Consider the following 24,089-nt stretch of genomic DNA (forward strand, 5'->3'; position numbering starts at 1 on the left):
CATATATGCCTCTAAACGCAGAATATAGCAAGTCGTATTTTGAATAAACTACACTTATTTTTCGAGAGAAACACAGCCCCGAAAGGCTGTGCTAAATCCCTAGAATCGTAAGCTATTTTTCACCCGTGAGGATAAATCGTACATACGTCGCACGGTCTTCCTCGATGAAGCAGACCAGTTCGTAGAACCCCATCTCGAACGCCATCCGCTGAACTCTGGGGACGTCGAACATATTCACCCGCCCGGAGTTGCGGATGTCCATGATCTGGGAAACAACCTTCTCGTTCATGATCTGTCGCCTTTCTGCACGATGTGGAAAGAGTCCACACCGGGGATCAGGCTCAGTGACGATCCTGTCTCCCATCGGACAAGAAGTTGCCCCGCGTCATCAACGCCCATGACCTCGCCCATCGTTCCTGTCGGAGGGGCTTGCGGATCGTCCATTCCGAGGAGTTCCACTCTCGTCCCGCGCGGGTACCGCTCTCGAAGTGCGGCGATCTGCTCCCTACTCGGAAATCGCATGATCCTCAGCCTCCTTCCGATGTCTGCTCTTAAACGCGCTGCTGCCCGTGAGGTTCTGCAGGAGAATCTTGCGCGACTCTTTGTAGGCGTTTCCGATCATGCCAAGGCGCAGGAGAAAGCAGCGGAATGCGTATTTCTCGTTGTCCACAATCTTCTCCTTTGCCGTGACGCGCTTTTGCATCCGTGCCATCTGGCAGAGTTTGCTGATGAACTCGGCGTATGCCTTTGCCGTCTCGTCGGTGACCGTGCCGTGCAGCCATGCAAAGGTGATGCGGTCATCGATCAGCGTGTAGGTCGCTTCCCCGATGTCAAAGGCATGGCAAATCAGCCGTCCCTTGCTCAGGAGGAGCGCGTCCAGATTCTGCAGCGCCGTCTCCGTGAAAAGGGTGCGCGGGAGGCTGATCGAAAGGCAGTCCTCATCGGTTGCTGCGACAGCTTCCTCCATCGCAGTAACTTCTGCCGGCGTTTCTGTTGGTGTCAGCTTATCCTCTGCCGGATCAACTTCGCTAGGCTCTTCCACCGCCGCTTCCGGTCGGCTCGGCTCATTCGCCCCTGTGTCCCCGCAGAAAGCCTCGTTCTCGCCGTCCTTGGACGTGAAACCCGCCTCGCGTAGTGCCGTGCGCACACGCGTAACAGTCGCTTCGTCTGCGGCATCGTCGAAGCAAAGGATGCCCGCCTTTGTGATCTCAAATGCGCCGACCTTGTAGGAAAAGCTCGGTGCGCCGCAGTAGGTGGGCTTCATCTCGAGCACTTTTCCCACAATCCCGACCATCGCCTTGCGCTCTTCCTTCTGGATGTCGTAATTGACCTTCATTTTGAAAACCTCCTTTATGAACTTTGGTCATTACATTCATCACTCGTATGGGAAGAATTAGCAAGCGGATTGTATTGTATACACCCATAGCTTCAGTGAGATAAACCACAGAGTATCATCATTTCACAGAATAAGGAGTGGTCATGCGCTCGAGCATCTTGCCCGTCATCCAGATCGCACCGTCGATGACGAGCGGTAGGAAGATGCGGTCGCGGAATCTGCACCATCCCGTCTCCTTCTCCGCGCTCTCCTTCAGTGCCGCCGTATACGCCGCCGACACCTCACGCGCTGCGGGAAGCCCCTTCTCATGCAGCCAGAGGACGGTCGCCTCTTTTGCCTCCGTCTGCACAAAGTCCCCGATATGGTTCTTCAGTTCGTTTTGAATATGTTCCAGTTTCATCTTCAGCACTCTCCTTCATAATCCGTTACCCCACGCGCAATGGCGCGGGCAAATTCATCCTGCTGCGTCCCAAGAAGCTCTGCATCGCCCGCATGGTCGATAAACGCAAGCTCCACAAGCACTGCGACCGCATCCGTGTTGCTCAAAACGTACAGACCGTTGACACCGGGCTTTGCCCCCTTCACGCCGCGATCCGTTGTACCAAGCGCATCCACAATCTGGTTCTGAATGCAGTTTGCCAGTGTCTCCCCTGCGCCGCTTCCGTAGAAGTGCCAGACCTCCGTTCCGTTCGCACTGCCGTTACAGGCATTGCAGTGAATGGAGATGAATACGTCCGCACCGCTGCGGTTGGAAGCGGAGACAACTTCATGGAGGCTATCAGATTGCAGACAGCCGACTACCTCCACACCTGCGGCAGTGAGATAGGCCGCCACAAGGTCAGCGACGTTCTTTGCCACATCACACTCGCGCAGTCCGTACCCACACGCGCCGGGGTCGGGATTTCCGTTCGGCGCATGACCTGCGTTTAGAAAAACTTTCATTATGCTGCCTCCTTCGGCATTACGCCACATTCTTTCACAAAATCAATAAACGATTCGCAGATTGATAAATCCACGAACCGTTTACATCGGTTGATGACATCTTCTTCTATCCACGGAGGGATTTCTTCCACCTCGTCATATCTTCCGTAATCCCCGAACATACAAGCCATTCCCACATTCCGCGCCTGAACAGCCTCTTCGAATGTTTGATAATAGCCAAGGTGTATATCATGCTGACAAATCTTGATTCTCGCACGATATTTCCCGCGAGGTTTATAGAAGCTGACACCCGTCACCCCAGAGGTGTTGTTCCTCTGCCGTGGTTGGTTGCACTGATTCTGTTGATGCGTACAAATTCTGAGATTGCATAGGCGATTGTCCAAGGTGTCCAGATTGATATGGTCTACCTCGTAGCCTTTGGGGACATCCACCAGATGTCGATGCAGCTGTTTTCTGTATCTGTCCATCACATAAAGGATTTTTCCCGTCAAATCACGGTAATTGCGATAAAAGCTGATTCCGGCGATCTTATCCAAAGATGACGTGTCCACCATAAAAACGATACCGTCAGGAAGATGCCCATAGGCAATGCTCCCGTCCTCGGAAAACGTATATTTCACATTGCACACGTCCTCATCCTCCTTTCTTCCGCCCTTTTTGAATGTCGTTTATCGTGGCATCCTTCATGCCAAGCTCCTCTGCTGTGGGGATATATGCCTCGGAGCAGGGGAGCTTTTTCCCGTCACGGATGATATGCACATCCTCTGTATTTCCATGATATGCCACAAAACGGCGCACAATCGCCGAGGCATAAACAGGATCAAGTTCCATCAGATATGCCGTGCGATCCATTTGTTCCGCTGCCATCAGCGTCGATCCGCTGCCGCCGAACAAATCCAAGACGATGCTGTTGACCAGAGAGGAGTTTTTCATGGGGTATGCGACGAGCGGGAGCGGTTTTGTTGTCGGGTGCAGTTTCGACTTACTCGGTCGGTCAAATTCCCAAACGGTGGTCTGCTTTCTGTCTCCGTAGAATTTATGCTTTACGGTGTCCTTGAATGCATAGATGACAGGCTCATGGCGCATTTGATAATCGAAACGCCCCAGAACAAGAGATTGCTTTACCCAGATACAGGTCGTTGAGTAGTGAAATCCGGCAGCAACGACAGCATTGTAGAAATTGACCTTTTCCGCATCCGAGTGAAAAATGTAAATGGCAGCCCCGTCCGCAAGATTCTCATAGGCATTTTTGAATGCTGAGAGCAGGAACTGATAGAACTCCTCGCCCTTCAGGTTGTCGTTCATGATTTTCATGCCTGTGCCGCCTGTGTAGTTACACGCATACGGCGGGTCGGTAATGCACACATTCGCCTTTTTGCCATCCATGAGAAGTTTTACATCCTCGGGTTTTGTAGAGTCTGCACAAAGGAGACGATGCTTGCCCAAAAGCCACAAATCACCGGTTTTTACGAAAGGCTCTGCCTGCAGGGCGGCATCTTCGTCAAAATCATCTTCCTGCGCCTCGTTATCGTCTGCGGCAAACAGATCGGCAATCTCGGCTTCGTCGAAGCCTGTGAGTGAGATGTCGAAGTCCATGCCTTGCAGGGCTTCCATCTCAACGCGCAGCATCTCCTCATCCCAGCCCGCATCGAGTGCGAAACGGTTGTCTGCGAGGATATAGGCTTTCTTCTGCGCTTCTGTGAGGTAATCCACGAATACGCACGGAACTTGCTCGATGTTCTCTGCCCGTGCAGCCATAACGCGCCCGTGTCCTGCGAGAATGCCGTAGTCCTTGTCGATTATGACGGGACTGACGAATCCGAACTCCCGCAGACTGCCGCGCAGCTTGTTGATCTGCTCGGGCGAATGCGTCCGTGCGTTGTTGGCATACGGAACGAGTTTACTGATCGGAACGAGCTTCATCTCCGATGTTGTTTTGTTCAAATGACTTCCCTCCTTACTTTCTCGAACGCAGCAGCCGTTCCATCCGATCCTCCTGCGGCGATCCGCTGAACGTGGTGGTACAGTTCTGCTTTACGATGTCGAATATCTCATACCAGAGCAGATTGGACTGTTTCTGGAATGCCTGCCCCATCTGGACAAAGGGACTTGCAATCGCGCCGCCTGTGGTCGGATGCTTGCCGATGAGCCCATATTGACTCATCGCTTCCTCACACTGGATGAAGCGGGCAAATGCCTGCGCGTAGCTTTCAATGAGCCGTGGATTCACAAGCCGCTCACAGCCGCGCTCCTTCAGCCACAGCCATGTTTCGCGGAAAATCTCATCCGCACCGAGCGGCTTTCCGTTCCGCTGTCGCGCAGACAGGAACTCGCTCGGCGTTGGCATCTCCTCACCGTAGAGGTCAGCGGCATCCACAAGGTCTGTGCCGTCCAGTTCCGTCATGGGGAACTCCATGATGTGCGCCGTGCGCCCGCCCGCAATCTTATCTGCCAGTGCCTCGGGCTTATCTCCCGCCCGGATGCGCCGCCCGCCACGATTTGTACCGTCACGCGCCATCTTCTCGCCCCCTTCCCTTAATACCCTGTTTGAACCGACGTTTTTTTGCGTGCGCCCCCTCCCCGGTCCAGTAACGGCGCGGTTTTAGAGATTTGACCGCCCCCTGGGGGGTCTAGCGGTCGCCTCTGCTACGCTGGTGAATTCGCTCATGACAGGACACGCAGAGCGACATCAGATTCTCCGTATCATGCGTGCCACCGTCCGAAATCGGTTGGATGTGATGCACGAGTGTTGCGTGGATGTATCTGCCCCGCTCTTTGCAGCACTCGCAAAGTGGATGCGCTGCCAAGTGTCGGTCACGGATTTTCTTCCACGAACCTCCGTATCTCTTATGCTGATCGTAGCCACGAGCGAAGTGGTCATAATGCCTCTGCATCGTTTTTTCGTGCGTCTCACAGTAGCAACTCTTTCGATCCGTGAGGTTCGGACAGCCTGTCATGCGGCAGGGTCGTTTCGGCTTTCTCGGCATCGTTTCACCTCCTCGATGGCATGAAAAAACCTCCGCTGGGATTGCTCCCATTGGAGGTCGAGCCTTTAAGCATACTTTTCATAACACCATTTTACCATGTCAACACTGGAACTCAAGAGAATTATAGTGAAGTCTTTTTGCGTGATTTCAAAACGGCTTTGATGGCCGGGACGAGTTTCGTAACATTGGCGTTAATATTGTCTGTATCGATATGGATAATCTCCCAATCCTCGCCCAGCTTCCAAATGATGACTTCATCTCGCTTTCGCTGCTTATCTGCATGATCCTTGCCATGAAACGGTCTGCCGTCAATCTCTAGGGCGACCTTATATTCTGGGATAACGAAGTCTATGGAATAATTAAAAATCTTCACTTGATGACGGATCTTTAATCCTTTACGGACAAGTTCCAACGCAGTCATGATTTCTTCTGTGCTCTGAAACCAACCTGGTCGGTCGATATTTCTTTTTATTACATCATATGCCCGTTGATATTTTTCTATAGGTGCCACCTTGCTGATTCTTTTGATTGCTTCTTCCAGCTTGCGTCCCTTTTTTTCTGTTGCAAGAAAGTTGTTGCCGGCTTTTCTTACTGCCGAAAAAAAGCTACGACACTTGGGACAGGTAATTTTCATCCCCTTTTTATACGTCCAAGTCGTGACTGGCGCTCCGCAAATATGGCACTCTGGGTAATAAACCTCAAAACCATACTTATCCTTACCGATAGAAATATTGTCTTCTAGTGCTTCCTGATAACTCATGACCTATCTACCTCCGCTACAAGAATCTTATCCACAGCAGTGAGCGCTTTGGAATGGAGAATATGCACCCAGCGGGAAGTATAGTGCATCTCGCCCGCAATCTCGTCCCACGACATGAAGCTGAGATACCGAAGTTCCAACAGCATGAGTGCGTTGGTATCCTGCACCTTGCTGATGGTCGCCATAACCTCACGCTTCAAATCCACCAAATGGTCGATGTCATCGTTGATTTCATTTTCCAAGTCGACAATCTTGTCGATGGTATCCGCCAAGCGATGGACATTCCTCGTGCCACTGACAGGCTCCGTTCCCATTGTGGACGTGGCTCTGGTAGCAAGATCACGCAGAGAGTCCACTTGGCGGAGCTTGCTGTTGACCCGTTGGTCAATACGATACGCCTGACTCAGATACTCTTTTGCCGTCATGCAAATTCCCCCTCCAACTTCTGAAGCAGCCATTCCCCATCCAGACTGGTCAGCAGCGCGAACCATGCGGAATGGAAGAACTGCTCCGTATCAGCACGCATATCAATCGCGTCTGCATTCTTCGCATCTTTAGCAAGAACTGCTCGTGCCCACCGATAGTCTTTCGCCGCCTGTTCGACGATGGCGTTTGCCAGAATTTCATAGTTCATGATGTTACCTCCACTTTGACGGCAGCAATCAGAGCCGCCTGTGTCTTGTCCTTCTGCTTCAAAGCGCGAAGGATTCTCTCGTCAATCGTGCCCTCGGCGATGATGTGCTGCACCACCACAGTGTTTGAGTTCTGTCCCTGCCGATAGAGCCGCGCCACGGTCTGTTGATAGAATTCCAAACTCCATGTGATGCCAAACCACACCAAGCTCGAACCGCCGCTCTGAAGGTTCAGCCCGTGACCTGCGCTCGCCGGATGGATGAGAGCAACGGGGATCTCTCCGCGATTCCATCGGGCGATTGCGTCATCCGTATCCAGTCGGACGCACGGCACGCGCTTTTCGATGCGCTCCGCATCATGCCGAAACCAATATGTCACGAGAAGAGGCTTGCCGTTCATGCTCTCGACGATGTCCTCCAAGGCATCAAGTTTGCGGTCATGGATATGCAGGGTAGTTCCATCGTCCGTATAGACTGCACCGTTTGCCATCTGCGCGAGTTTCCCGGACAGGACTCCGGCATTTGCCGCCGTCACCTCGTCGCCCTTCATCTGCAAAACCAACTGCTCGCACATCTCGGCATACATTTTCTTCTCTTCCTCATTCATGCGAACACTGTATTCGCTCTCGATCAGCTCCGGCATTCTCAGATGGTCGGCGGCTTTCATGGAGATGGTGATGTCGGCAATCTTCTCGTAAATCCGCTCCTCGGCTCCGGGCAAGGGAGCGTAGGAGAAGACCACCTGTCCGTTTCGCTTGTCCGGCACGAAGTAATCTTGCCGGTACGTCGTAATGAACCGCCCCAAACGCTGTCCCATGTCGAGCACCTTGAACTCTGCGAACAAGTCCATCAAGCCGTTGCCGGACGGCGTTCCCGTCAGCCCGATGACTCTCTTTGCCAGAGGGCGAATCTTCATGAGTGCCTTGAAGCGTTTACTGCTCCAATTCTTGAAGGACGAGAGTTCGTCAATCACGATGGCATCGTAGGAGAAGTCCGTTTTCTCCACGAGCCACGGCACGTTCTCGCGGTTGATGATGTAGAGGGAGGCTTGCTTGCGAAGCGCATCCCGACGCTCTTTCTCCGTTCCGACTGCAACGGAATAACGGATATGGTTCAGATGCTCCCACTTACCGATCTCCTGCGGCCATGTGTTCCGTGCCACACGAAGCGGTGCGATAACGAGAACGCGAGAAATCTCAAAATGGTCAAAGAGCAAGTCATTGAGGGCTGTAAGCGTAATTACCGTCTTTCCAAGTCCCATATCGAGGAGTACGGCGGCAGTTTTATGGCTTGCGATAAAGTCGATGGCGTACTGCTGGTAATCATGCGGTATGAACTTCATGGGGCATCACCTCCAATCTCAACGGAATTCATTACCGAAACACTTCCTGCAGCACATCCACATGATAGGTATTCACCATGCCATATTTGGCATCGTACTCCTTGCCGATGTGGTAGCCCTGCTTTCTGGACATTGCCGAGGCTTTGCGTCCGAGTCTTGCGGCGACATCCCGACCAACGCCACGAACTCCCGTGAGGTTTGCATAGCCGATGATGGTGTAGTGGTGCTCATCGATGGTCATCTGCTTGGACTCCACATCGAGAAGCCGTTCATCCACCTTGTCGATACGGGCATTTGCCGCCTTGATTTCCTTCGCCTGTTCCACCATTCGCTGTGCGCTGAACAGCAGAAATTCCTCGGGTGTCATGTTCCTTATGGGGTTGAAATAGCTTTCTTCCAGCTCATCGAAAACATCCCACGCCCGCTCAGTTCCGAGCATTTTGCTGTGACGCGCCGCCCCTTGTTTCGTCCAAAGAATCAGAGACGGTGCGCGACTCCCGACAACTGACTCGATATTTTCGAGTGAGTCCTTGAAAGCCTTGAGATCAGCACCTTCAAGTTTGAAGTAATGCTTCCCCTCAACGAATCGCGCCCTGTTGTTCTTAAAATTCTGCTGGATATGAATTGCCCTGCATCCATACGCCTCGGCAAGCTGCTCCGTGGTCATGACACGGATGCTGTTGTGTTCCAATACCGTAAGTTCATTCATGGTCGATTTCCTCCAATACGCTGTCAATTTGATTTATCTCGTCAATCACATACACCTTGAATCCAAGCCGCCGAAGCAGTCTGTGCCGTACCAGTTGAAGTGGTCTCGGCTTTCTGCCCGGTGCTTTCAGTTCCACAAAACCCATTCTGCCGCCGGGCAAAAGCACCAGTCGATCGGGCATTCCATCGAATCCCGGCGAGGTAAACTTTGGTGCGATGCCGCCCATCGCTCTGGTTCTTGCTGCAAGTTCCTTCTCAATGTCTTTTTCCCGCATCCTGTTCTCCTGTTCCACACTCCGTTCCATGTGCTTGTTCCATCCTTCCATCCAGTCATATCAAGCCTTCCGATGGTTTTTGGAACAACGATGCACAGGAAATTTTGCTTTACACGCGTATGTGTATACCCGCGCGCTCACTATTTATTTTTTATATATTTTATTTAATATATAAATATTGTTCCCTTGTACCGAAGTCTTATACAGCAAGGCTTCGGACGTGGAACAACTCTGGCACAAGTCACAAGCGGCTGTAAATTCTCTGCTTGCCATAGATCGGGATGCGTCTCGGCTCGGGCAGTTTCTGCCATTCGGGGATCTTTGCCATAATGGCAGCGATGGCATAGCTGTCGATGGGACGCAGATCCTCTTTCCGTCTGCCAAAACATTCACACCAGATCTCCATATTGCTGACGGTCTGCCGCTTTTCTGTCCCTCGTGCGGAAAGATCGTCGCCGCTCAGGAAGTCCCGCCGTTCATAAAGCCCCATCTGATTCCAGTTGGCAGGCAGAAGTTCATCCAGATAGAGCCGCACCAATCCTTCACGCTCATCCTGCTCCGTAACGGCATCCTGCTCGGCTTTCGCCACGGACTCCAACTCTGCGTCAAGGTAGAGGGATTCCCCAGCATCGTATCTTGCGACTGCCTCTGCCCAAATCTGCTTGATCTCCTCCAAAGAGAGATCCCACGGCTTCCTTTTCCCGCCCGGTGTCTTGACTGTCCAAAAGCGGCGATTTCCTGTACCGTCACGGAGATATGCACCCTCGCAGTTGGTCGTGCCAAAGAAAATGCACTGCCTCGGATGCGGGGTAACACGCCGCCCGAAACTGGCTCTGTATTTATCATCCTGCCGCGAAATGAACGCCTTGACCTTGTCGATGTCGGCTTTCCGCATGCCCGCAAGTTCTCCGATTTCCATGATCCAGTAGCCTTGGAGTTTTTCGGCTGCGGTCTTGTCGTTCATGTCGGTCAGAGACAGGCTGTCGGAATACCACTCGCCGCCCAGAAGTGCCACAATCGTGGACTTTCCGATACCCTGCGGTCCGTTCAGAACGAGAATGTTGTCAAACTTGATGCCGGGTTTCCGCACTCTTGCAACAGCGGCGCAGAGTGTCTTTCTCGTGACTGCACGTACATAGGCATTATCCGGTGCTCCAAGATAATCAATGAGCAGGGTGTCCAGACGCGGGACTTTATCCCACGGCGGCAGACTGTCTAAAAACTCACGGATGGGATGATAGGATCGGTCGTCGGCGACCTTGGTCACACCAATCTCATAGTTTCGTGCCGAGAACGTTCCATAGTGATCGTCTACATAGCAGATGAGCTGCGCGTCATCTGCATCCCGCCAGAACCTCCCCGGATGCTTCCACGGGACTTCTCCCCGAATTTCCATATTGTCCGCCAGTTGGTTGAATACGATCCCCTTCAAGACCGAATCATGCTCCATGATGAGTTTCAAATTGCGCAGGGAGTTGACCAGTACGCCGTTCTTGTCACGAACGAGTGCCGTCTCCCAATCACTGCCCTCAAAATCCTGTGCCGCCGTCTCCCTCCGCTCGGCGAGGAGCAAGGAGGAAACGAGTTCATCGCGACTGGCAAGTTCTGCCATCGCCGCAAAGGACTTCTTGGAGTCGTCGTCACCGAACTTATGGATTCGAACGAGGTCAAATGCGTTCAGGAGTTTTTCGGAGGCAGGATCGGTTGCATGATGCGAGTATGCGAATTTGCCGTCATAGACGACCACACCCGCCGTTCCTTCGCCGGGGATGTAGTCATAACGCCCATCTACCGCCGACGGTGTATAGACATCGGAGAGATGTTTCTCAATGACTTCCTCGATGCTGTAGGCACGGCAGAAGGCTCCGACGATGCCACTTTTCTGAAGCGGATCTGCCTGTGTGCTGACACTGTGCTTTACGGCTTCGGACTGGCGAGAAGATACCGGCCATTGCGTCACATCCCGCCAATCATCATATTTGGCAAGATAGGCATCCACATCCAGCGGATCACCGTCCTGCTCCTCAAATATGAACTCGCCGTTGGACGGGCAGGAAGCCCAGTACATCATGCGGTTTGCCTGATAGGTGGAGTCATCGAAATACTCCATGCCGATCTGTTTCGCGACCATACGCATGAACGGCGCATATTCTTCCTCACTGACTTCGCGGGAGAACGGCATCACGAGACGATACCGCTGATGCTGCAACGTATGGCTGTGTGTGGAGTAGATGAAGAAACGTACGCCCGCGAGGACTTCTTTTGCTTTACCGAGAAAATCCTCCCCGTCGGGAATGTGATCAGCATCGAGCGCACCGCACTCCCTGCTGATGACATGACCTTTCTTCCGAATGCCGCCTCTCAGCCAGCCGCCGACAAAGCCGCCCTGGTCTTTGGCAATATCCCGCTGTGCCTTCGGCAGTTTCGGATACTCTTCCACGGTTTCCGAGGTACGGATAGGATGACGGTTGCGCTCTTTGATGTCCTCCCAGCTCATTTCTTTGTTTTTGTACCGCTTCTCGGTATTGCGGTTACAGACCGCGATTTTCATGGAGCAAGCACCTCCTCGCACTTTGTTGTGAAATAGCGGATGTTCTTCCGCAGTCTCTTGGCATGAGCAATCTCCGCTGCCATGCCCTCGGTGATCTTCTCGCCGAACACCCAGACCTCGCCACACAGCCGCAAAAACTCGAGGTTCAACGACATCGCTTTCCCACGCTCGTTTGTCTCTGACATAAACTGCGGGAAATACAGATGCGGGGCAATCGGAATGCGTCCCCTGCTCACCGCGAACTTACAGTACTGCCGCGCCCGCATGACGTTGACGTGCGGGCTGTCCCGATAGGGTGAGCAGATATAAACAAATCTGCCCTCCCTGCTTACCTTTGTGAGAGCGGCGTGCGCCGTAGGATCGGCATAGCCCTCGTGGTTTCTGCGCTCAATCATTTCTCGCACCTCATCTTCCTGCTGCACTCCGTGCAGCAGATCGCCGTGCCGAAGAGGTCGAACTCCGCATCGCCGAAGAACTCGTTGAAATCGACGGGCACTTCCGCTCCGCAGCGCGGACAATGGCAAAAGACATTCTCATCGTTGATTTCCACCGTGACCTCCAGAGCGTCATTGATGTTTTCCTTAACATAGAACATAAGATTTCCTCCCTTTGAAAACTGATTAGTTCCTCTCATCAGTAAGAGGACGAACAGGGAGGTTTTGGTCACCAAAAATCCTCCCAATTTTCTGGGAGGATGGACATTAGTCTTTCTGATAGAATGCGCACTCGAAACCGTCGGCGTGAAGCAGAAGCCCCTCTGCCCAAGGCGGGGTTCTCGCCATCTGCTCACAAACGGCAGATAGTGAGGTGCGTTCATCGCATTCGATAATGATTTCATCATGGACGTGAGCGACAATCTCCATGTTCCGCAGCGTCTGCATGGCATAGCAGAGGATGTCGCGGCTGATGGCCTGCGTGATATTCTCCACGAACTTCGGACCGTAGGATTCGATCCGCGCCCACTTTTTCGAGAGGTCGAGTCCCATGTAAGTAATGGATTCGCCACCGAACTGATTCTCTCCGATGCGCGGTTTTACATAGGAGAGTCTGCGCCCGCTCGGAAGCTGAATGAACATCATGCCACTCTGATAAATGAACCGAATGTCGTGCGTGACCTTCGTGCTGCGTTCCTTGATGCAGTCTTTTGCGGCTCGGTCGACTGCCCACCAGAAATCCACGATATTTGGATTTGCCGCACGCCATGCATCCACGAGCGGCTTTAGTTCCTCTTCCTTCATCCCGGACTCCAATGCACCGAACGCTTTCAGCGCACCGACGGATCCGCCGTAGCCGCAGTTGTGGACTAATTTTCCCGATACGGTAAAACGGTGATGCTTTCCGGCATTTCTGATGTCATAAAGTCGAGCCGTGCGCTGATGATACGCCAATTCTTCCTTTTCTCGCTGACAGCTGTCTCCGCAGCTTTGATGATCTCCGAACGAGTCATTCCTGCGGACAGTTTTCTCGTTACCACAGCGCGGCAATAAGGCCAATACTCCTGATGAAACTCCGACAAAACCGTAATTCTGCGGTTTGCTTGATTTTGCGCTCTGGGTACAAAACGTAGATTCCCTTTGGTGTAATTTCCGTTCGTATCGATGCGATCCAGTTCCATCGAGCGTGAGGGCAGACCGAATGTTTTTATGAGATACAGACCTGCCTCCGTCACACTCGGAAAATCGAACTTGATCCCTCGCCCTCCATACAGAGGGTACGCCCTGTCGTTCGGGTTCTCGCAGCGTTGTTTTGCTGCTGTGAGTCGTCTGTCCAACCAAGATGGAATCTGTCTCGGTTGCGAACAGCTCTGGCAGCCCTTCGATTTCCCGCTGCGAAGATTGTCCAAGTACTGCCACTGGATTGCACCGCATCCCGTACATTTTGTCAGAACGTAGCAATGATTCATTGCCGCATTCCATCTCTTTTCCGGGCTGATGATTCTCACCCAGCCGAATTGCCGTCCCACCATCTCCTGTTTGTACGAGATGTGCGCCGCAGGAGGCGGCATCTCCAAACTGTATCGGCTGCGATTTCCCCTGAACCCAGACGAGATGATCCGGGGTTGCTGTAAGACCTTCATAGGTAATTATCTCCCGTTCGCCTTTGAAAATGACACCATCATGGCTGACCCAGCTTTCTCCGTCCCAGAGCAAATGCTCCGTGCGAACACGCTCAATAGGAACGAGTCCTTCATTCGTAAGGACAAGCTGTCCCTCAGCGATACACGCCAGTTCTGCCTGTTTCCCTTTTTGCCTGAGATGCCCGTTCTCTCCATGCTTGACCACATTGCAGTGGAACATCCTGCCCGCTGTGGCACAGTAGATGTCGCCGTCATCAGCGAATACATCCATGCGCCATCGCTCCTTCGCAAGCCATGACAACACCCGTGCTTCGATGGCAGAGAAGTCCGCAACGATGAATCTCCTGCCTTCCTTTGGAATAAAGGCAGTGCGGATCAGCTGCGACAGGACATCCGGTACGGAGTTGTAGAGGATATTAAGGGATTCAGAATCTCCCTGCCGCACAAGGTCACGGGCATACGCCAAATCTGGGAGATGATTCTGCGGAAGATTTTGCAGCTGCACGATGCGTCCCGCAAAACGCCCAGTACGATTGGCACCATAAAATTGAAACATTCCCCGCGCACGGCTGTCCGCACAGACAGCATTTCTCACCGCCTGATATTTCTTCACCGATGATTTCGCAAGCTGCTGACGGAGCACCAATACTTCCTTCAATGGAGCGGGAACAGTGGCAAGAAGTGCCGTCACAGACTTCTTGGTAAGCGACTCCGTTTCGACACCGTAGTCTCTGAGCCATTCCTTCATCTGCGCCACACTGTTCGGATTCTCAAGCCCGGTCAGAGTTTTCAGCCTGTCCGTCAGTTTTTCCTTGGTGTGCGCGTCAATCTTGACGGCATTCTCCACGAACGGCATATCCAGACATATCCCACGGTCATTGATCTCCTGGTCGAGTACATACTCCTCCCACACCGACTGCGGAACAGGATATTTGAAGAGACGCTGCTGAATCGCCATCTCCACTTCGACATCGCGACGGTTGTAAGACTTGAAGAGCTCCCACTTCTCTCCTGTAGGTTCATGGAACGGCGACACAGAGAAATAGCGGATGAGTGCCTTGCCCTCCGTCATTTTCTGCTCTTCCAGTCCAAGCACACGTCCAACGCCGGCAAGTGAGAGCGGCAGTCCCATGTAGGCAGACCAGACCATTGTGCATCGCCAACTGCGGGGACTCAGAAAGCGGGCACACACCGTAGAAAGTGGATGATTATCATGGAACGGATCGAGGGTCATCCCCAAGTCCGACAAGTAACGCGACAGGCACACACGCTCAAAGTTGGCATTGAATGCCCACTTGATGACGCTCTCATCGGTCAGAGCATCCAGAATTTCCTGCGGAATCTGCTCACCACCCACGAGGTCGATGACCTCCACCGCGCCTCCATCCACGGCATAGGCGAAGAGCAGGATTGCGAAGTCCTCTGCCTCGGCGTAACGATATACGCCGCTTTTCCCAATATCCACACTGCTTCGCGTTTCGAGATCGATAGAAATGGACTTCATGTATGTTCTCCTTCCGTGACAAAGACAGCGAGGAAGAATCCCCGCTGCCCGTGTCGGTCAACTCTTATTTAGCTGAGAAAGTCCTCGTCCTCATCGGCGAAGTCATCCTCGGCGCGGGTCTTGCCGCCGAGCGGCTCACCGTCGGAAATCTTCTGCAGGTTGTTCAGCCCGCAAGCGATGCCCTTGCTGCCGTTCAAGTTGAATGCGTAGAAGTTGATGCTTGCGCGTCCGTAAACGCCGGAGTAGACCTCCGAGTGCTCGATGATCGGATTGCGGGCAGCATCCACGATGCCGGGAGCCGTAGCCGAGTTTGCGTTGACGAAGTAGCTGTCCTTGTATGCCGCATCATCCGGGCGTTCCACATCGCCGTCACGGAGCGGTGTCTTGATCGCCGTGAGCGCAGGGACGGACTTGCTGTTTCCCTTGAGCTTTGACTGCCATTCCTCATATGCCGCCTGAATGGCGTTCTTGACTGCCGTCACGGTCTTGGTGTCGGACTTGGGAATAATAAGCGAGACACTGAACTTCGGCGTACCGCCGTTGATGGACTTTGCCTGCCAGACGTTGGCATAGCTCCAACGTGTCTTGACTCCCGTGATCACTTTTGTCGGATTGATAACTTTTGCCATGATGTGTTTTCCTCAACTTTCCTTAAAATCTTCTGCTGCAGTATTCATCACAGGCCGCTTGTCGCTCATGGGAGCGAGGGTTGGTTTCCCCTGCGGTTTTACGATGAAGCCTCCGAGCAGTTCCTCAAACTTATTTTTTCCGAGCAGACTGGTCATTGCCGTAATCCCGAGCAGTTTCTGTTCATACGGCTCGTAGCCCGCTTCTTTGACGGTATTGGCGACCGCCGCCTCATCGGTGTATTTCCGATTCGAGCGACCTTCCACCAGTTTCCAGTCCGTCCACTGTTTTCCTTGGATTGCCCGCTGCAGGGCGTACTCCTTGATGTCACTGACCCATGCGGCGAGCGTGTCGGCTTTTGCAAGCACCGCCTCCACCTCTGCGTCCTCCAGTGTCGGCGGCATCTCGAAATCATACCGAGCAAGTTCCAGATTGTATTCCGCCCGCTTACGGCAGGTCGCCTTGATTTTGCAGAACTGGCAGTGCGCCCCTGCACAGAACTCGCCTTCTCCCGCGTGTGCCAGCTTTGCCGCAGGTACAAGCGTGTCTGCCGCCCATGCCAGAAGGTCGACTTTCGAGATGCTGAACTCCGAGATGTTGGCGAGACGAGGCTGGAAGATCACCATCCGCACCTCTTCGATGTCGTACAGACCGTCGAACATCTGGATGCATCCGAGCGCGTAGCACATCATCTGCGGATTGTGGTCGGCACTGACCTCGATGCCTTTGCCGTGTTTGTAATCCACGATGCAGACGGTCTTACCCGAAATGATAAGCGTATCGGCTGTACCGAAGCCATCCGGCACGAACGCCGAGAAATCGACGCGCTGCTCCACCGACACCATCGTGTCCTTGCTCTCGTCACGGAACTGACCGACCAGTTCCATCACAAACTGGCAGTACGCCTCAGCGCACTCTTCCATCTCAGTGTCATAGGAAGCGAGGTTCTTGGTCGGATCGCGTACCCGCTCCCCCAGAGCCTTGCAAAGTTTGTACTCGCAGAGCATATGTGCGTCCGTACCTTGTGCGGCATACTCGCTCGGCGTGTCGGATTTCTCCGCATTGAGCCGTGCCGACGGCGGACAGGCAATCCATCGTGCGGCAGAGGATGCGGAGAGAACGGCATGCTTACGTGCCAATGCGCTCAGCCTCCTTCAAGAGTGCCGCATACTGCTCCGGTGCAATGTCGCTGAGTTTGTTTGCGCCGAACTTTGCGATCAGCGACTTGACGGCGGCACTGTGTCCTTCGACAGAGAGTTTCGCAAGTACGGCGCGTACCTCCTCAAGGGTCGGTGCTTCTGTCTTCTCCGTTGGCAACGGTTCCTCTCCTTCGGAACTCTGCACGAATTCCTCCAAGACATTAACCAGTCGGTGAAGAACGCCGATAAGCTCGGCTATTGCTTCATTTTCCTCCCGCATGGAGATCACTTCCTTTCGATTGACTGCGGGGATTTTCACCTTCCTATAAAGAAGAGGACACCGCCGTATGTTTTGGTCACCGATTTTTACATAAAATCTTTGAGCTGTGCTTGAAGCCCGGGCATGAACTTATTCATACGCTTGCGGATGCTTTCCTTAGATTTGAAGCCAACGGCGGTGGCAATCGCACGCTCTGACTCTCCCGCCGCCTTGCGGACGAGAATTTCATGGTCGATGGGATCGAGTTCACCGAGAGCCTCGTACAATTTGCGATTGCGCTCTCTGCAACTGACGGTCTCGGTGACATCCTCTTGAACGGGAAGCGCGAGATCGTTGACTTCCACCGCACGCTCCAAGGAGATTGTCCGATACACGGGATGTGAGCAGCCATCACAGCTGCGATTGGCGCAGCAGGGTTTTCCTTCATAGATACAGTGCTGCCCACGCTTTTCCCGCTTATCCTCCCGCCAGATCGGTCGCATGACAGCAGAGTATTGCTCGGCATCGACAGGTGCATAAATTGCCCGCTCCGACGCCTTGAGGAACTTTTCTCCGGCAGCCTTTCGCCGGACGAGTTCGTCCATGCCCGTATCCCGAAATCTTCCATTTTCGTGGATCTGAATCGGGGCGGGGACATACACGCCCAGCTTCTTACTGAGCTGAAAAAGATGTCCCTGCTGTCGGAGTGCCTTGACCTCCTGCGCGGAGTAGTCTTTGATGATACCGTTGAGCTGGATTTTCATAGTTTTGCGTTCCTTTCGTTCTTGCCGAACGGCGGGATGCAAAACTACGCACGGGCTTCTATCCGAAAATGGGCATAAAGAAGCACGGTGGGAGCATAGAGATACTGACAAGCTCGTTACCTGTCAGCATCCCTATTCGCATCCCGCCGTCCTATGGCCATCTTGGACAACAGATTGACTTACCTAGGGAAACTTGATTTTCTTGTTTTCATCATCTCCTCTCACTACGTACCGAAGAAGTTACTCCCCTCAACAGAAAGCGGACAGTTCGAGCCGTTTTGGTCACCACTTCTGAAGAAACTATTTTGGATATTTTCAGCAGAGGAAGATCTTCCTCTTAATATCCCACTGGACACATTTAGTCGTGGTGGCCGAACTTTTTAGAAATATTTCCACGAACACAAAAAGGCCGGATGACGATAAAGCTCTCGCTTTACCATCATCCGGCCATTCGGTAGCTCATAGCGGCTCCATTGCTCGGTATGTTGGTGTTATGTTCAGACTACCCGTCGCCTCGATAATGTACGTTGTCCTGAATAGTTGAGTTTCACGATATTATGACAGTTGGGGCACTTGAGGGCCAAATTCACATTACCATTGGCATCGATGTCTGCTGCTCTTTTCCCACAAACGGGACATTTGAGCCGTTCCATTGCCTCGCTCTCTGATACTTGAATTTTACTGCCTTTTTGAAGCACACTACCACTCCTTTTACTTAAAATGGAATCTCGTCAATATCCACTAAATTGTTCACGTCATCATCTAAATCCGAAGGAAATGGAGCAGAAAAAAATTTTTCTGTACTCCCTCCATCTTGACGTGGGAAGACAAATTCATTGGTTACCTTTTCTTCCTTTAAATCCACAAGAAGTAACGAAACATAGCCTTGAAATTTCTGCTCACCAAAGTCCTCTAAAATGTCTTCATAAGCCTCTGAATTATCAACGACATAAGATATTCTCTGTGGTACTTCATCGGATTTGAAGTAAGTAAGTGCTGCATAACGACGCGTAAAGTTTTCATAGAAGCGCCGCCCATTTTCAAATTTTCTTCGTTGCTTAACTATTTCATCACTATCAGCATCATCTGTATTTACCCCAAAGCGACGAATAATACGCTCAGAGGATGACGTCTGCAAAAACTCAAATCCCCATTGCCCATTGCCCCCAATGATTTCATTTCTATACAAAAATTGTAGAGAAATCACCCTTGTTTTTGAAACTCTGACACGATGTAGAGGCGAAAAAATAGTATCAGGAGCTCTTCGCATCAGCTCCTTCATGACACTTCTTGATGCTGTCTGTTTGCGTATAAGCATGTCTTCAAATTGTTCAATTTTATTAGGGTCATGTTCCAAGACTTTATGAGCCATGCTCGTAAGTTCTGTAATTGCACCAGTACATTTTTCGGCAAACAGCCGCACCTCCTCTGCTGAAGCAAAACCGTTTGCATCCATAAGCATTTCAAGCGTGATTCCACTTGTGCGATCTCTATGCTCAAAGATCGAGCGAATAACAGTCTCGGTACTGGCACCTCCAAGCTTTTTATTTACTATGCGTGAAAATGTAGATGGGTTTACACCGCATTCCTCTGCAAATTGCTTCATCGTCCGCCCCGGTCCCTTAGCAGCCTCGAGATACTTGGACATTCGCTCCTTATCCACAGGCTTGACACGGGTGTATTCTTCTTGCATGATTTTGCACCTCCTATGGTATTTCTGACCTGTGTGATTGATATATCAACATTATATTGCACAAACAAGCAAATTTCAAGCAATTTTGTGCAATTTTTTCAAAAAATGATGATGACTACCATATCTCTGTTTCCCACCTGTCTTTATCATTTTTTGACATTTAAAGTCCTTCTTAGAGCTCTCAGTATGGATATTGTATATTGTAAAGTTTTTCAATCTGCTTTTAACGCAAAATAATGTCCTTGGACATAGCTACTTTCTTAATAGGGCGAGGATTTATGGTATAATATATTGTATTATATAGAGTAAAAGGGAGATACTAGATTGATGTCTCCATAAACAGCGTCTTTATTCCCCTTACATCTGACGCGATCTCCCTTATCATTAGCAAGCTACACGAGATCAGAGAGAAACAATATACTTTGGAGGAAATAACGAATGTCCGAAACTCAGAATGTAGAATATAAAGAGTCTTGGCGGGACGAGTATCTGAAATGGCTCTGTGGTTTTGCCAATGCACAGGGCGGCACGATGTACATCGGAGTGAATGACTCCGGAAATATTGTCGGTGTAAAGAACATCCAAAGACTGCTGGAGGATATTCCGAATAAAATCCAATCCGGTCTTGGAATTGTTGCGGATGTCAACAAACACACAAAAGATGGTGTGGAATATCTCGAAATCAAAGTAGAGCCTAGCACTTTCCCTATCAGCTATCATGGAGAATTCCATTATCGCAGTGGAGCTACGAAGCAGCAACTGACAGGAATTGCACTATCGCAGTTCATTATGCGAAAGACAGGCGTTCGTTGGGAGGATGTAACGGTCGAGGACATTACAGTAGATGATCTCGACGAGGAGAGCTTCAAAATCTTCCGTAGAGAAGCCCTAAGAAGCAAACGAATGGCTCAGGAGGATCTTGATCTTTCTAACGCAGAGCTTTTAAGTAAGTTGCATCTGATGTCCAACGGCAAACTAAAAAGATCAGCGGTGTTGCTCTTTTACCACGATCCAAGCGTTATACAAAATGGTAGTTATATAAAAATTGCTAAGTTCGGAGATGGAGCGGATCTGCAATATCATGATGATCTTGAAAATTCGTTGATAAAGAATGCAGATCAAGTAATCGACCTGATTTATCTGAAGTATCTGAAAGCTAACGTGTCATATATACATGATCGTCGGGTGGAAACATACCCTTATGCAAGAGCTGCCATCCGTGAGGCAGTATATAACGCGATTGCCCACACCTGTTATATGTTTGGGACTCCCGTTCAGATTCGCATTGAGAATGAGTCGTTTATCATAAGCAATCAGTGCATTCTTCCAGATGGATGGACGGTTGAGACCCTGATGGAGCCTCATGATTCCATCCCCTACAATCCAGATATTGCAAACGTATTCTACCGTGCTGGATACATTGAACATTGGGGACGCGGTATAGAAAAAATCTGTGAAGCCTGTAAGGAGCTGGGGGCAGACCTTCCATTTTATGAACTACGAGGAAATGGACTTCGAGTACATTTCAAGGCACTCAAGAGTGCACTTGTTGCTCATCCTAAATCCCCAAACCGACATGATGTCGGTTTAGATGTCGGTTTGGATGTCGGTATAGCGGGTAGGATTCTGGAGTTGATCATAGATAATCCAACAGTAACAATGGCTGAAATGGCAGAAAGGCTAGGTGTTACAAAAAGAACAGTTGAACGTGAAGTAAAACAGCTTCGTGAGACTGGTCGGATAGAGCGCGTCGGCAGTAAACGATTTGGACACTGGAAAATCAACGATTAAATATTCTAGGGTCGAGGCATAAGAAACTCCTATGTTCTCGACCCTACTCAAGAAAGTTTGGTTAATTGCTATTCAACAGCAGAATTTGAGATCCCATTTTGGCACCTCAAGAGGAGATAAAGTAATATGAAAGAAATTCAGCCTGTGTCCATCTCACCGACCACGGACACTCCAAATATCAGCCGACTTATTTACACCATACGCAATCAACAGGTAATGCTTGCCAGCGACCTTGCTATGCTCTACCAAGTGGAGACACGAGTTCTGAATCAGGCTGTGAAGCGGAATCAGAAAAGATTTCCCGAAAGATACTGTTTCCAGTTAACCAAAGAGGAAGCGGAAAACTTGACATCACAAATTGTGATGTCAAGTTCCTCACATGGCGGGCGGCGAATCCCTCCTTACGCCTTTACCGAACAGGGCATAGCTATGTTGTCAGCAGTTCTCCGCAGCGATGTTGCTATTGATGTCAGCATCCGTATCATGGATGCTTTCGTAGAGATGCGGCATTTTATCTCGGGCAACGCTCACCTTTTCGAGCGCATAGAGCGGGTAGAATTGAAGCAACTCACCTATCAAAAAGAAACCGATGAAAAACTCGAGCAAGTCTTTGACTTTATCCATGCCCATACAGAGTCCAGTCAAAAGATATTCTTCAACGGACAAATTTACGATGCCTTCAGCTTGTTGGCGAGCTTGATTCAAAAGGCTGCCAAGAACATCATTCTCATTGATGGCTATGTGGATATAGGGACGCTCAATTTGCTGGCAAAAAAACCAGCTAATGTTTCCGTGGAAATCCACACATTTAGCAATACGAGATTGACGGCAGCAGATGTTGCGACCTTCAACCGTCAATATCCAACGCTTACCATCAATCACACCAATGCCTTTCACGATCGTTTCCTTATTCTTGACCACCAAGAGGCATATCACATCGGCGCATCACTCAAAGATGCCGGAAAGAAATGTTTTGCCATCACACTTTTGCAAGATGAGGCACTCCTACAGGAGCTTCTGGCACATTTGTGAAAAGACATTCACAGCCCGGTGAGGCGGCAATACAACAAAAACCACCGAAACCATGAAGATAAACCGAACGGCGTGCAGCTAAAAGCTACGCGCCGTTTTTGAGTGTGAATTCTATGGGTAAATTGTTCCCCATAAATCATCCTATAATTTCCCCAAGAAATAAAAATCTGTAAAGGAACTTCTATGTACTCGCCCCTACAGTTTCCTTTAGTTCCCTCCGCAATTCGTATAATTCGATGGAGTATCAAGTTGCCTCTCGTTCATCATTACATTGTATCGTTATCGACGTTACGTCGTTCATTGCGGCTACCAAAATAATACTAGAGGGAAACGTCAGTGTTGCGTTCGCACGCGACACCGTAATCTGGCGATCCTCAATCGGCTCACGCAGCACCTCAAGCGTCTTCTTGCTGAACTCCGGCAACTCGTCAAGAAAGAGCACGCCGTGATGCGCAAGCGTCACCTCGCCCGGACGCGGGATGCTGCCGCCGCCGATCATCGCCACCGTCGAGGACGTATGATGCGGACTGCGAAATGGACGAGTCGTCACAAGTCCCGTATCCTTGCCGAGCAGCCCCGAGATACTGTAAATCTTCGTGATCTCGATGGCTTCTTCCTTCGTCAGCTCCGGCAGGATCGAACTCATGCGGCGTGCCAGCATCGTCTTGCCCGAGCCAGGTACACCGACCATCAGGACATTATGACCTCCCGCCGCTGCAATCTCAAGCGCACGTTTCGCCTGATACTGCCCCTGTACGTCCGCAAAGTCATCGGTGAAGGCAGCATCTTTTTGTGTTTCGATATGATTCGGTATGGCAGGAGTCAGCACCTCTGTGCCAGTCAAATGACGCACAAGCTGCGCCAGATTCTCGACCGCATAGACCTTTAGTCCGTCAATCAGGAGTGCCTCGTCTGCATTGGACGGTGCAACGTAAAACTCTGTGAGACCATGTTCCCGCGCCGTGATTGCCATCGGGAGAATACCGCTGATCGGACGGCAGTTTCCATCGAGAGAGAGTTCTGCCGAGAACAGTGTACTCTGCACCGCCGTCTCCGGAACCATACCGTAGGATGCAAGGAGACCAACCGCAATCGGCAGATCAAGCCCCGAGCTGTCCTTTCGGACATCGGCAGGTGCGAGATTCACCGTCACCCGCTCCTGCCGCAGCTGAATGCCGGAGTTGCGAATCGCCGTCCGTACCCGCTCCTTCGACTCCTTCACCGACGTATCGGGAAGCCCCACCAGCTCAAACCCTGGCAGCCCCGGCGACACATCCACCTCAACGTCGATAATCCGTCCATCAATCCCGAGGGTCGTCGCACCATAGGTCTTTGCAAACAACGGCCTTCCCTCCTACGTTTCAAATATAAGAAAATTATAACACAAGAGAGGGCTTGTTGCCTAATGATTCTTTGCAATAAAAAAGAGATTCCAAACGCCAAAGGTGACGAATGGAATCTATGTTGTGTAGGGTTTTAGAAACATTCGTGAATTGCAAGAGCAAGTTGAACAGTGATTTAATTAAGAAACATTTTCAATAGCGTATACTTCATCCAAGAAGGTGTTAAACAGTTCTGCTGGTGTTTGATAGTCGAGCACTCGACGAGGGCGGCTGTTTATCTCATCCGCTATGTTTAGGATGTCCTCGTCACGGTATCCGTCGATGCCC

At 51.1% G+C, this 24,089-nt stretch carries 27 protein-coding genes and 1 pseudogene; 2 read left to right on the forward strand and 26 right to left on the reverse strand.

The genetic code is table 11. From position 1 onward, the window contains the following. Nucleotides 1-112: 112 nt before the first annotated feature. From HMPREF9081_RS08015 to HMPREF9081_RS08130, 24 genes are all read right to left on the reverse strand, one after another. Complete coding sequence (locus HMPREF9081_RS08015; protein WP_006306644.1) at nucleotides 113-289, reverse strand: DUF5049 domain-containing protein; 177 nt, start codon at nucleotides 287-289, stop codon at nucleotides 113-115. Continuing rightward, nucleotides 286-522, reverse strand: coding sequence for a DUF4314 domain-containing protein (locus tag HMPREF9081_RS08020; protein ID WP_006306645.1), 237 nt, complete (start codon nucleotides 520-522; stop codon nucleotides 286-288). The genes HMPREF9081_RS08015 and HMPREF9081_RS08020 overlap by 4 nt, the downstream gene beginning before the upstream one ends. Beyond that, nucleotides 506-1,336: a hypothetical protein gene (locus HMPREF9081_RS08025; RefSeq protein ID WP_006306646.1), complete on the reverse strand. Its 831-nt coding sequence runs from the start codon at nucleotides 1,334-1,336 to the stop codon at nucleotides 506-508. The genes HMPREF9081_RS08020 and HMPREF9081_RS08025 overlap by 17 nt, the downstream gene beginning before the upstream one ends. A 118-nt stretch (nucleotides 1,337-1,454) precedes the next feature. Beyond that, on the reverse strand, nucleotides 1,455-1,736 hold the full coding sequence (locus HMPREF9081_RS08030; protein WP_040394849.1) for a hypothetical protein: 282 nt from the start codon (nucleotides 1,734-1,736) through the stop codon (nucleotides 1,455-1,457). A 2-nt stretch (nucleotides 1,737-1,738) separates the two neighbouring features. Next, a complete protein-coding gene (locus tag HMPREF9081_RS08035; protein ID WP_006306648.1) occupies nucleotides 1,739-2,278 on the reverse strand; it encodes an N-acetylmuramoyl-L-alanine amidase family protein in 540 nt (179 codons plus the stop codon). Further along, on the reverse strand, nucleotides 2,278-2,898 hold the full coding sequence (locus tag HMPREF9081_RS08040) for an HNH endonuclease (RefSeq protein ID WP_006306649.1): 621 nt from the start codon (nucleotides 2,896-2,898) through the stop codon (nucleotides 2,278-2,280). The genes HMPREF9081_RS08035 and HMPREF9081_RS08040 overlap by 1 nt, the downstream gene beginning before the upstream one ends. 13 nt (nucleotides 2,899-2,911) lie before the next feature. Continuing rightward, nucleotides 2,912-4,222, reverse strand: a complete 1,311-nt coding sequence (locus tag HMPREF9081_RS08045; protein WP_006306650.1) for a site-specific DNA-methyltransferase — start codon at nucleotides 4,220-4,222, stop codon at nucleotides 2,912-2,914. A gap of 13 nt (nucleotides 4,223-4,235) precedes the next feature. Next, complete coding sequence (locus HMPREF9081_RS08050) at nucleotides 4,236-4,796, reverse strand: P27 family phage terminase small subunit (protein ID WP_006306651.1); 561 nt, start codon at nucleotides 4,794-4,796, stop codon at nucleotides 4,236-4,238. A 112-nt stretch (nucleotides 4,797-4,908) separates the two neighbouring features. Next, the gene (locus HMPREF9081_RS13295; protein ID WP_006306652.1) at nucleotides 4,909-5,265 is read right to left on the reverse strand and encodes an HNH endonuclease; all 357 of its coding nucleotides are present in this window, start codon (nucleotides 5,263-5,265) and stop codon (nucleotides 4,909-4,911) included. Nucleotides 5,266-5,386: 121 nt separating this feature from the next. After that, a complete protein-coding gene (locus HMPREF9081_RS08060; protein ID WP_006306653.1) occupies nucleotides 5,387-6,025 on the reverse strand; it encodes an endonuclease domain-containing protein in 639 nt (212 codons plus the stop codon). Beyond that, nucleotides 6,022-6,450 (reverse strand): hypothetical protein, encoded by a 429-nt coding sequence (locus HMPREF9081_RS08065; RefSeq protein WP_006306654.1) that lies wholly within the window; start codon nucleotides 6,448-6,450, stop codon nucleotides 6,022-6,024. The genes HMPREF9081_RS08060 and HMPREF9081_RS08065 overlap by 4 nt, the downstream gene beginning before the upstream one ends. Beyond that, nucleotides 6,447-6,659, reverse strand: a complete 213-nt coding sequence (locus tag HMPREF9081_RS08070) for a hypothetical protein (RefSeq protein ID WP_006306655.1) — start codon at nucleotides 6,657-6,659, stop codon at nucleotides 6,447-6,449. The genes HMPREF9081_RS08065 and HMPREF9081_RS08070 overlap by 4 nt, the downstream gene beginning before the upstream one ends. Continuing rightward, the gene (locus HMPREF9081_RS08075; RefSeq protein WP_006306656.1) at nucleotides 6,656-7,999 is read right to left on the reverse strand and encodes a DEAD/DEAH box helicase; all 1,344 of its coding nucleotides are present in this window, start codon (nucleotides 7,997-7,999) and stop codon (nucleotides 6,656-6,658) included. The genes HMPREF9081_RS08070 and HMPREF9081_RS08075 overlap by 4 nt, the downstream gene beginning before the upstream one ends. Nucleotides 8,000-8,030: 31 nt before the next feature. Then, the gene (locus tag HMPREF9081_RS08080) at nucleotides 8,031-8,708 is read right to left on the reverse strand and encodes an ORF6N domain-containing protein (protein ID WP_006306658.1); all 678 of its coding nucleotides are present in this window, start codon (nucleotides 8,706-8,708) and stop codon (nucleotides 8,031-8,033) included. After that, complete coding sequence (locus tag HMPREF9081_RS08085; RefSeq protein WP_040395550.1) at nucleotides 8,701-8,982, reverse strand: PDDEXK family nuclease; 282 nt, start codon at nucleotides 8,980-8,982, stop codon at nucleotides 8,701-8,703. The genes HMPREF9081_RS08080 and HMPREF9081_RS08085 overlap by 8 nt, the downstream gene beginning before the upstream one ends. A 241-nt stretch (nucleotides 8,983-9,223) precedes the next feature. Continuing rightward, entirely contained in the window at nucleotides 9,224-11,533 is a 2,310-nt protein-coding gene (locus tag HMPREF9081_RS08090; RefSeq protein ID WP_006306661.1) for a virulence-associated E family protein, read from the reverse strand. Beyond that, nucleotides 11,530-11,928: a DUF7768 domain-containing protein gene (locus HMPREF9081_RS08095; RefSeq protein WP_006306662.1), complete on the reverse strand. Its 399-nt coding sequence runs from the start codon at nucleotides 11,926-11,928 to the stop codon at nucleotides 11,530-11,532. The genes HMPREF9081_RS08090 and HMPREF9081_RS08095 overlap by 4 nt, the downstream gene beginning before the upstream one ends. Next, entirely contained in the window at nucleotides 11,925-12,128 is a 204-nt protein-coding gene (locus tag HMPREF9081_RS08100; protein WP_040394858.1) for a hypothetical protein, read from the reverse strand. Before HMPREF9081_RS08100 ends, HMPREF9081_RS08095 begins: the two co-directional genes overlap by 4 nt. Nucleotides 12,129-12,234: 106 nt before the next feature. After that, complete coding sequence (locus tag HMPREF9081_RS14530; RefSeq protein WP_006306664.1) at nucleotides 12,235-15,114, reverse strand: DNA polymerase; 2,880 nt, start codon at nucleotides 15,112-15,114, stop codon at nucleotides 12,235-12,237. A 68-nt stretch (nucleotides 15,115-15,182) separates the two neighbouring features. After that, nucleotides 15,183-15,743, reverse strand: coding sequence for a DUF2815 family protein (locus HMPREF9081_RS08110; RefSeq protein ID WP_006306665.1), 561 nt, complete (start codon nucleotides 15,741-15,743; stop codon nucleotides 15,183-15,185). A 12-nt stretch (nucleotides 15,744-15,755) separates the two neighbouring features. After that, the gene (locus HMPREF9081_RS08115) at nucleotides 15,756-16,880 is read right to left on the reverse strand and encodes a DUF2800 domain-containing protein (protein WP_006306666.1); all 1,125 of its coding nucleotides are present in this window, start codon (nucleotides 16,878-16,880) and stop codon (nucleotides 15,756-15,758) included. Beyond that, nucleotides 16,870-17,160 carry a hypothetical protein gene (locus HMPREF9081_RS08120; protein ID WP_040394862.1) on the reverse strand — a complete coding sequence of 97 codons (291 nt, stop codon included), beginning with the start codon at nucleotides 17,158-17,160 and terminating at the stop codon, nucleotides 16,870-16,872. The genes HMPREF9081_RS08115 and HMPREF9081_RS08120 overlap by 11 nt, the downstream gene beginning before the upstream one ends. 86 nt (nucleotides 17,161-17,246) lie before the next feature. Beyond that, nucleotides 17,247-17,903: a hypothetical protein gene (locus tag HMPREF9081_RS08125; RefSeq protein ID WP_006306668.1), complete on the reverse strand. Its 657-nt coding sequence runs from the start codon at nucleotides 17,901-17,903 to the stop codon at nucleotides 17,247-17,249. Nucleotides 17,904-18,618: 715 nt separating this feature from the next. Continuing rightward, nucleotides 18,619-19,596 carry a hypothetical protein gene (locus HMPREF9081_RS08130; protein ID WP_006306670.1) on the reverse strand — a complete coding sequence of 326 codons (978 nt, stop codon included), beginning with the start codon at nucleotides 19,594-19,596 and terminating at the stop codon, nucleotides 18,619-18,621. Between the two features lie 438 nt (nucleotides 19,597-20,034). Between HMPREF9081_RS08130 and HMPREF9081_RS08135 the strand changes: the two genes are divergently transcribed. Together HMPREF9081_RS08135 and HMPREF9081_RS08140 are read left to right on the forward strand one after the other, a co-directional pair. Then, complete coding sequence (locus HMPREF9081_RS08135; protein ID WP_006306671.1) at nucleotides 20,035-21,387, forward strand: RNA-binding domain-containing protein; 1,353 nt, start codon at nucleotides 20,035-20,037, stop codon at nucleotides 21,385-21,387. Between the two features lie 126 nt (nucleotides 21,388-21,513). Further along, nucleotides 21,514-22,419, forward strand: a complete 906-nt coding sequence (locus HMPREF9081_RS08140; protein ID WP_006306672.1) for an ORF6N domain-containing protein — start codon at nucleotides 21,514-21,516, stop codon at nucleotides 22,417-22,419. Nucleotides 22,420-22,663: 244 nt separating this feature from the next. Here the strand turns inward: HMPREF9081_RS08140 and HMPREF9081_RS08145 are convergent, their stop codons facing one another. After that, on the reverse strand, nucleotides 22,664-23,761 hold the full coding sequence (locus HMPREF9081_RS08145; protein WP_006306673.1) for a YifB family Mg chelatase-like AAA ATPase: 1,098 nt from the start codon (nucleotides 23,759-23,761) through the stop codon (nucleotides 22,664-22,666). Between the two features lie 180 nt (nucleotides 23,762-23,941). Next, nucleotides 23,942-24,089: pseudogene (locus HMPREF9081_RS14825) on the reverse strand (IS30 family transposase); the annotation flags it as partial.

The organism is Centipeda periodontii DSM 2778 (assembly GCF_000213975.1).
Lineage (GTDB): Bacteria > Bacillota > Negativicutes > Selenomonadales > Selenomonadaceae > Centipeda > Centipeda periodontii.

Excerpts from the sequence above, each read along its gene's own strand:
- HMPREF9081_RS08075 (WP_006306656.1), bottom strand. The coding sequence starts at position 7,999 with ATGAAGTTCATACCGCATGATTACCAGCAGTACGCCATCGACTTTATC.
- HMPREF9081_RS08080 (WP_006306658.1), bottom strand. The coding sequence starts at position 8,708 with ATGAATGAACTTACGGTATTGGAACACAACAGCATCCGTGTCATGACC.
- HMPREF9081_RS14530 (WP_006306664.1), bottom strand. The coding sequence starts at position 15,114 with ATGAAGTCCATTTCTATCGATCTCGAAACGCGAAGCAGTGTGGATATT.
- HMPREF9081_RS08120 (WP_040394862.1), bottom strand. The coding sequence starts at position 17,160 with ATGCGGGAGGAAAATGAAGCAATAGCCGAGCTTATCGGCGTTCTTCAC.
- HMPREF9081_RS13295 (WP_006306652.1), bottom strand. The coding sequence starts at position 5,265 with ATGCCGAGAAAGCCGAAACGACCCTGCCGCATGACAGGCTGTCCGAAC.
- HMPREF9081_RS08135 (WP_006306671.1), top strand. The coding sequence starts at position 20,035 with ATGTCCGAAACTCAGAATGTAGAATATAAAGAGTCTTGGCGGGACGAG.
- HMPREF9081_RS08110 (WP_006306665.1), bottom strand. The coding sequence starts at position 15,743 with ATGGCAAAAGTTATCAATCCGACAAAAGTGATCACGGGAGTCAAGACA.
- HMPREF9081_RS08050 (WP_006306651.1), bottom strand. The coding sequence starts at position 4,796 with ATGGCGCGTGACGGTACAAATCGTGGCGGGCGGCGCATCCGGGCGGGA.
- HMPREF9081_RS08130 (WP_006306670.1), bottom strand. The coding sequence starts at position 19,596 with ATGCAAGAAGAATACACCCGTGTCAAGCCTGTGGATAAGGAGCGAATG.
- HMPREF9081_RS08125 (WP_006306668.1), bottom strand. The coding sequence starts at position 17,903 with ATGAAAATCCAGCTCAACGGTATCATCAAAGACTACTCCGCGCAGGAG.
- HMPREF9081_RS08090 (WP_006306661.1), bottom strand. The coding sequence starts at position 11,533 with ATGAAAATCGCGGTCTGTAACCGCAATACCGAGAAGCGGTACAAAAAC.
- HMPREF9081_RS08020 (WP_006306645.1), bottom strand. The coding sequence starts at position 522 with ATGCGATTTCCGAGTAGGGAGCAGATCGCCGCACTTCGAGAGCGGTAC.
- HMPREF9081_RS08025 (WP_006306646.1), bottom strand. The coding sequence starts at position 1,336 with ATGAAGGTCAATTACGACATCCAGAAGGAAGAGCGCAAGGCGATGGTC.
- HMPREF9081_RS08030 (WP_040394849.1), bottom strand. The coding sequence starts at position 1,736 with ATGAAACTGGAACATATTCAAAACGAACTGAAGAACCATATCGGGGAC.
- HMPREF9081_RS08140 (WP_006306672.1), top strand. The coding sequence starts at position 21,514 with ATGAAAGAAATTCAGCCTGTGTCCATCTCACCGACCACGGACACTCCA.
- HMPREF9081_RS08015 (WP_006306644.1), bottom strand. The coding sequence starts at position 289 with ATGAACGAGAAGGTTGTTTCCCAGATCATGGACATCCGCAACTCCGGG.
- HMPREF9081_RS08035 (WP_006306648.1), bottom strand. The coding sequence starts at position 2,278 with ATGAAAGTTTTTCTAAACGCAGGTCATGCGCCGAACGGAAATCCCGAC.
- HMPREF9081_RS08095 (WP_006306662.1), bottom strand. The coding sequence starts at position 11,928 with ATGATTGAGCGCAGAAACCACGAGGGCTATGCCGATCCTACGGCGCAC.
- HMPREF9081_RS08100 (WP_040394858.1), bottom strand. The coding sequence starts at position 12,128 with ATGTTCTATGTTAAGGAAAACATCAATGACGCTCTGGAGGTCACGGTG.
- HMPREF9081_RS08065 (WP_006306654.1), bottom strand. The coding sequence starts at position 6,450 with ATGACGGCAAAAGAGTATCTGAGTCAGGCGTATCGTATTGACCAACGG.
- HMPREF9081_RS08070 (WP_006306655.1), bottom strand. The coding sequence starts at position 6,659 with ATGAACTATGAAATTCTGGCAAACGCCATCGTCGAACAGGCGGCGAAA.
- HMPREF9081_RS08060 (WP_006306653.1), bottom strand. The coding sequence starts at position 6,025 with ATGAGTTATCAGGAAGCACTAGAAGACAATATTTCTATCGGTAAGGAT.
- HMPREF9081_RS08085 (WP_040395550.1), bottom strand. The coding sequence starts at position 8,982 with ATGCGGGAAAAAGACATTGAGAAGGAACTTGCAGCAAGAACCAGAGCG.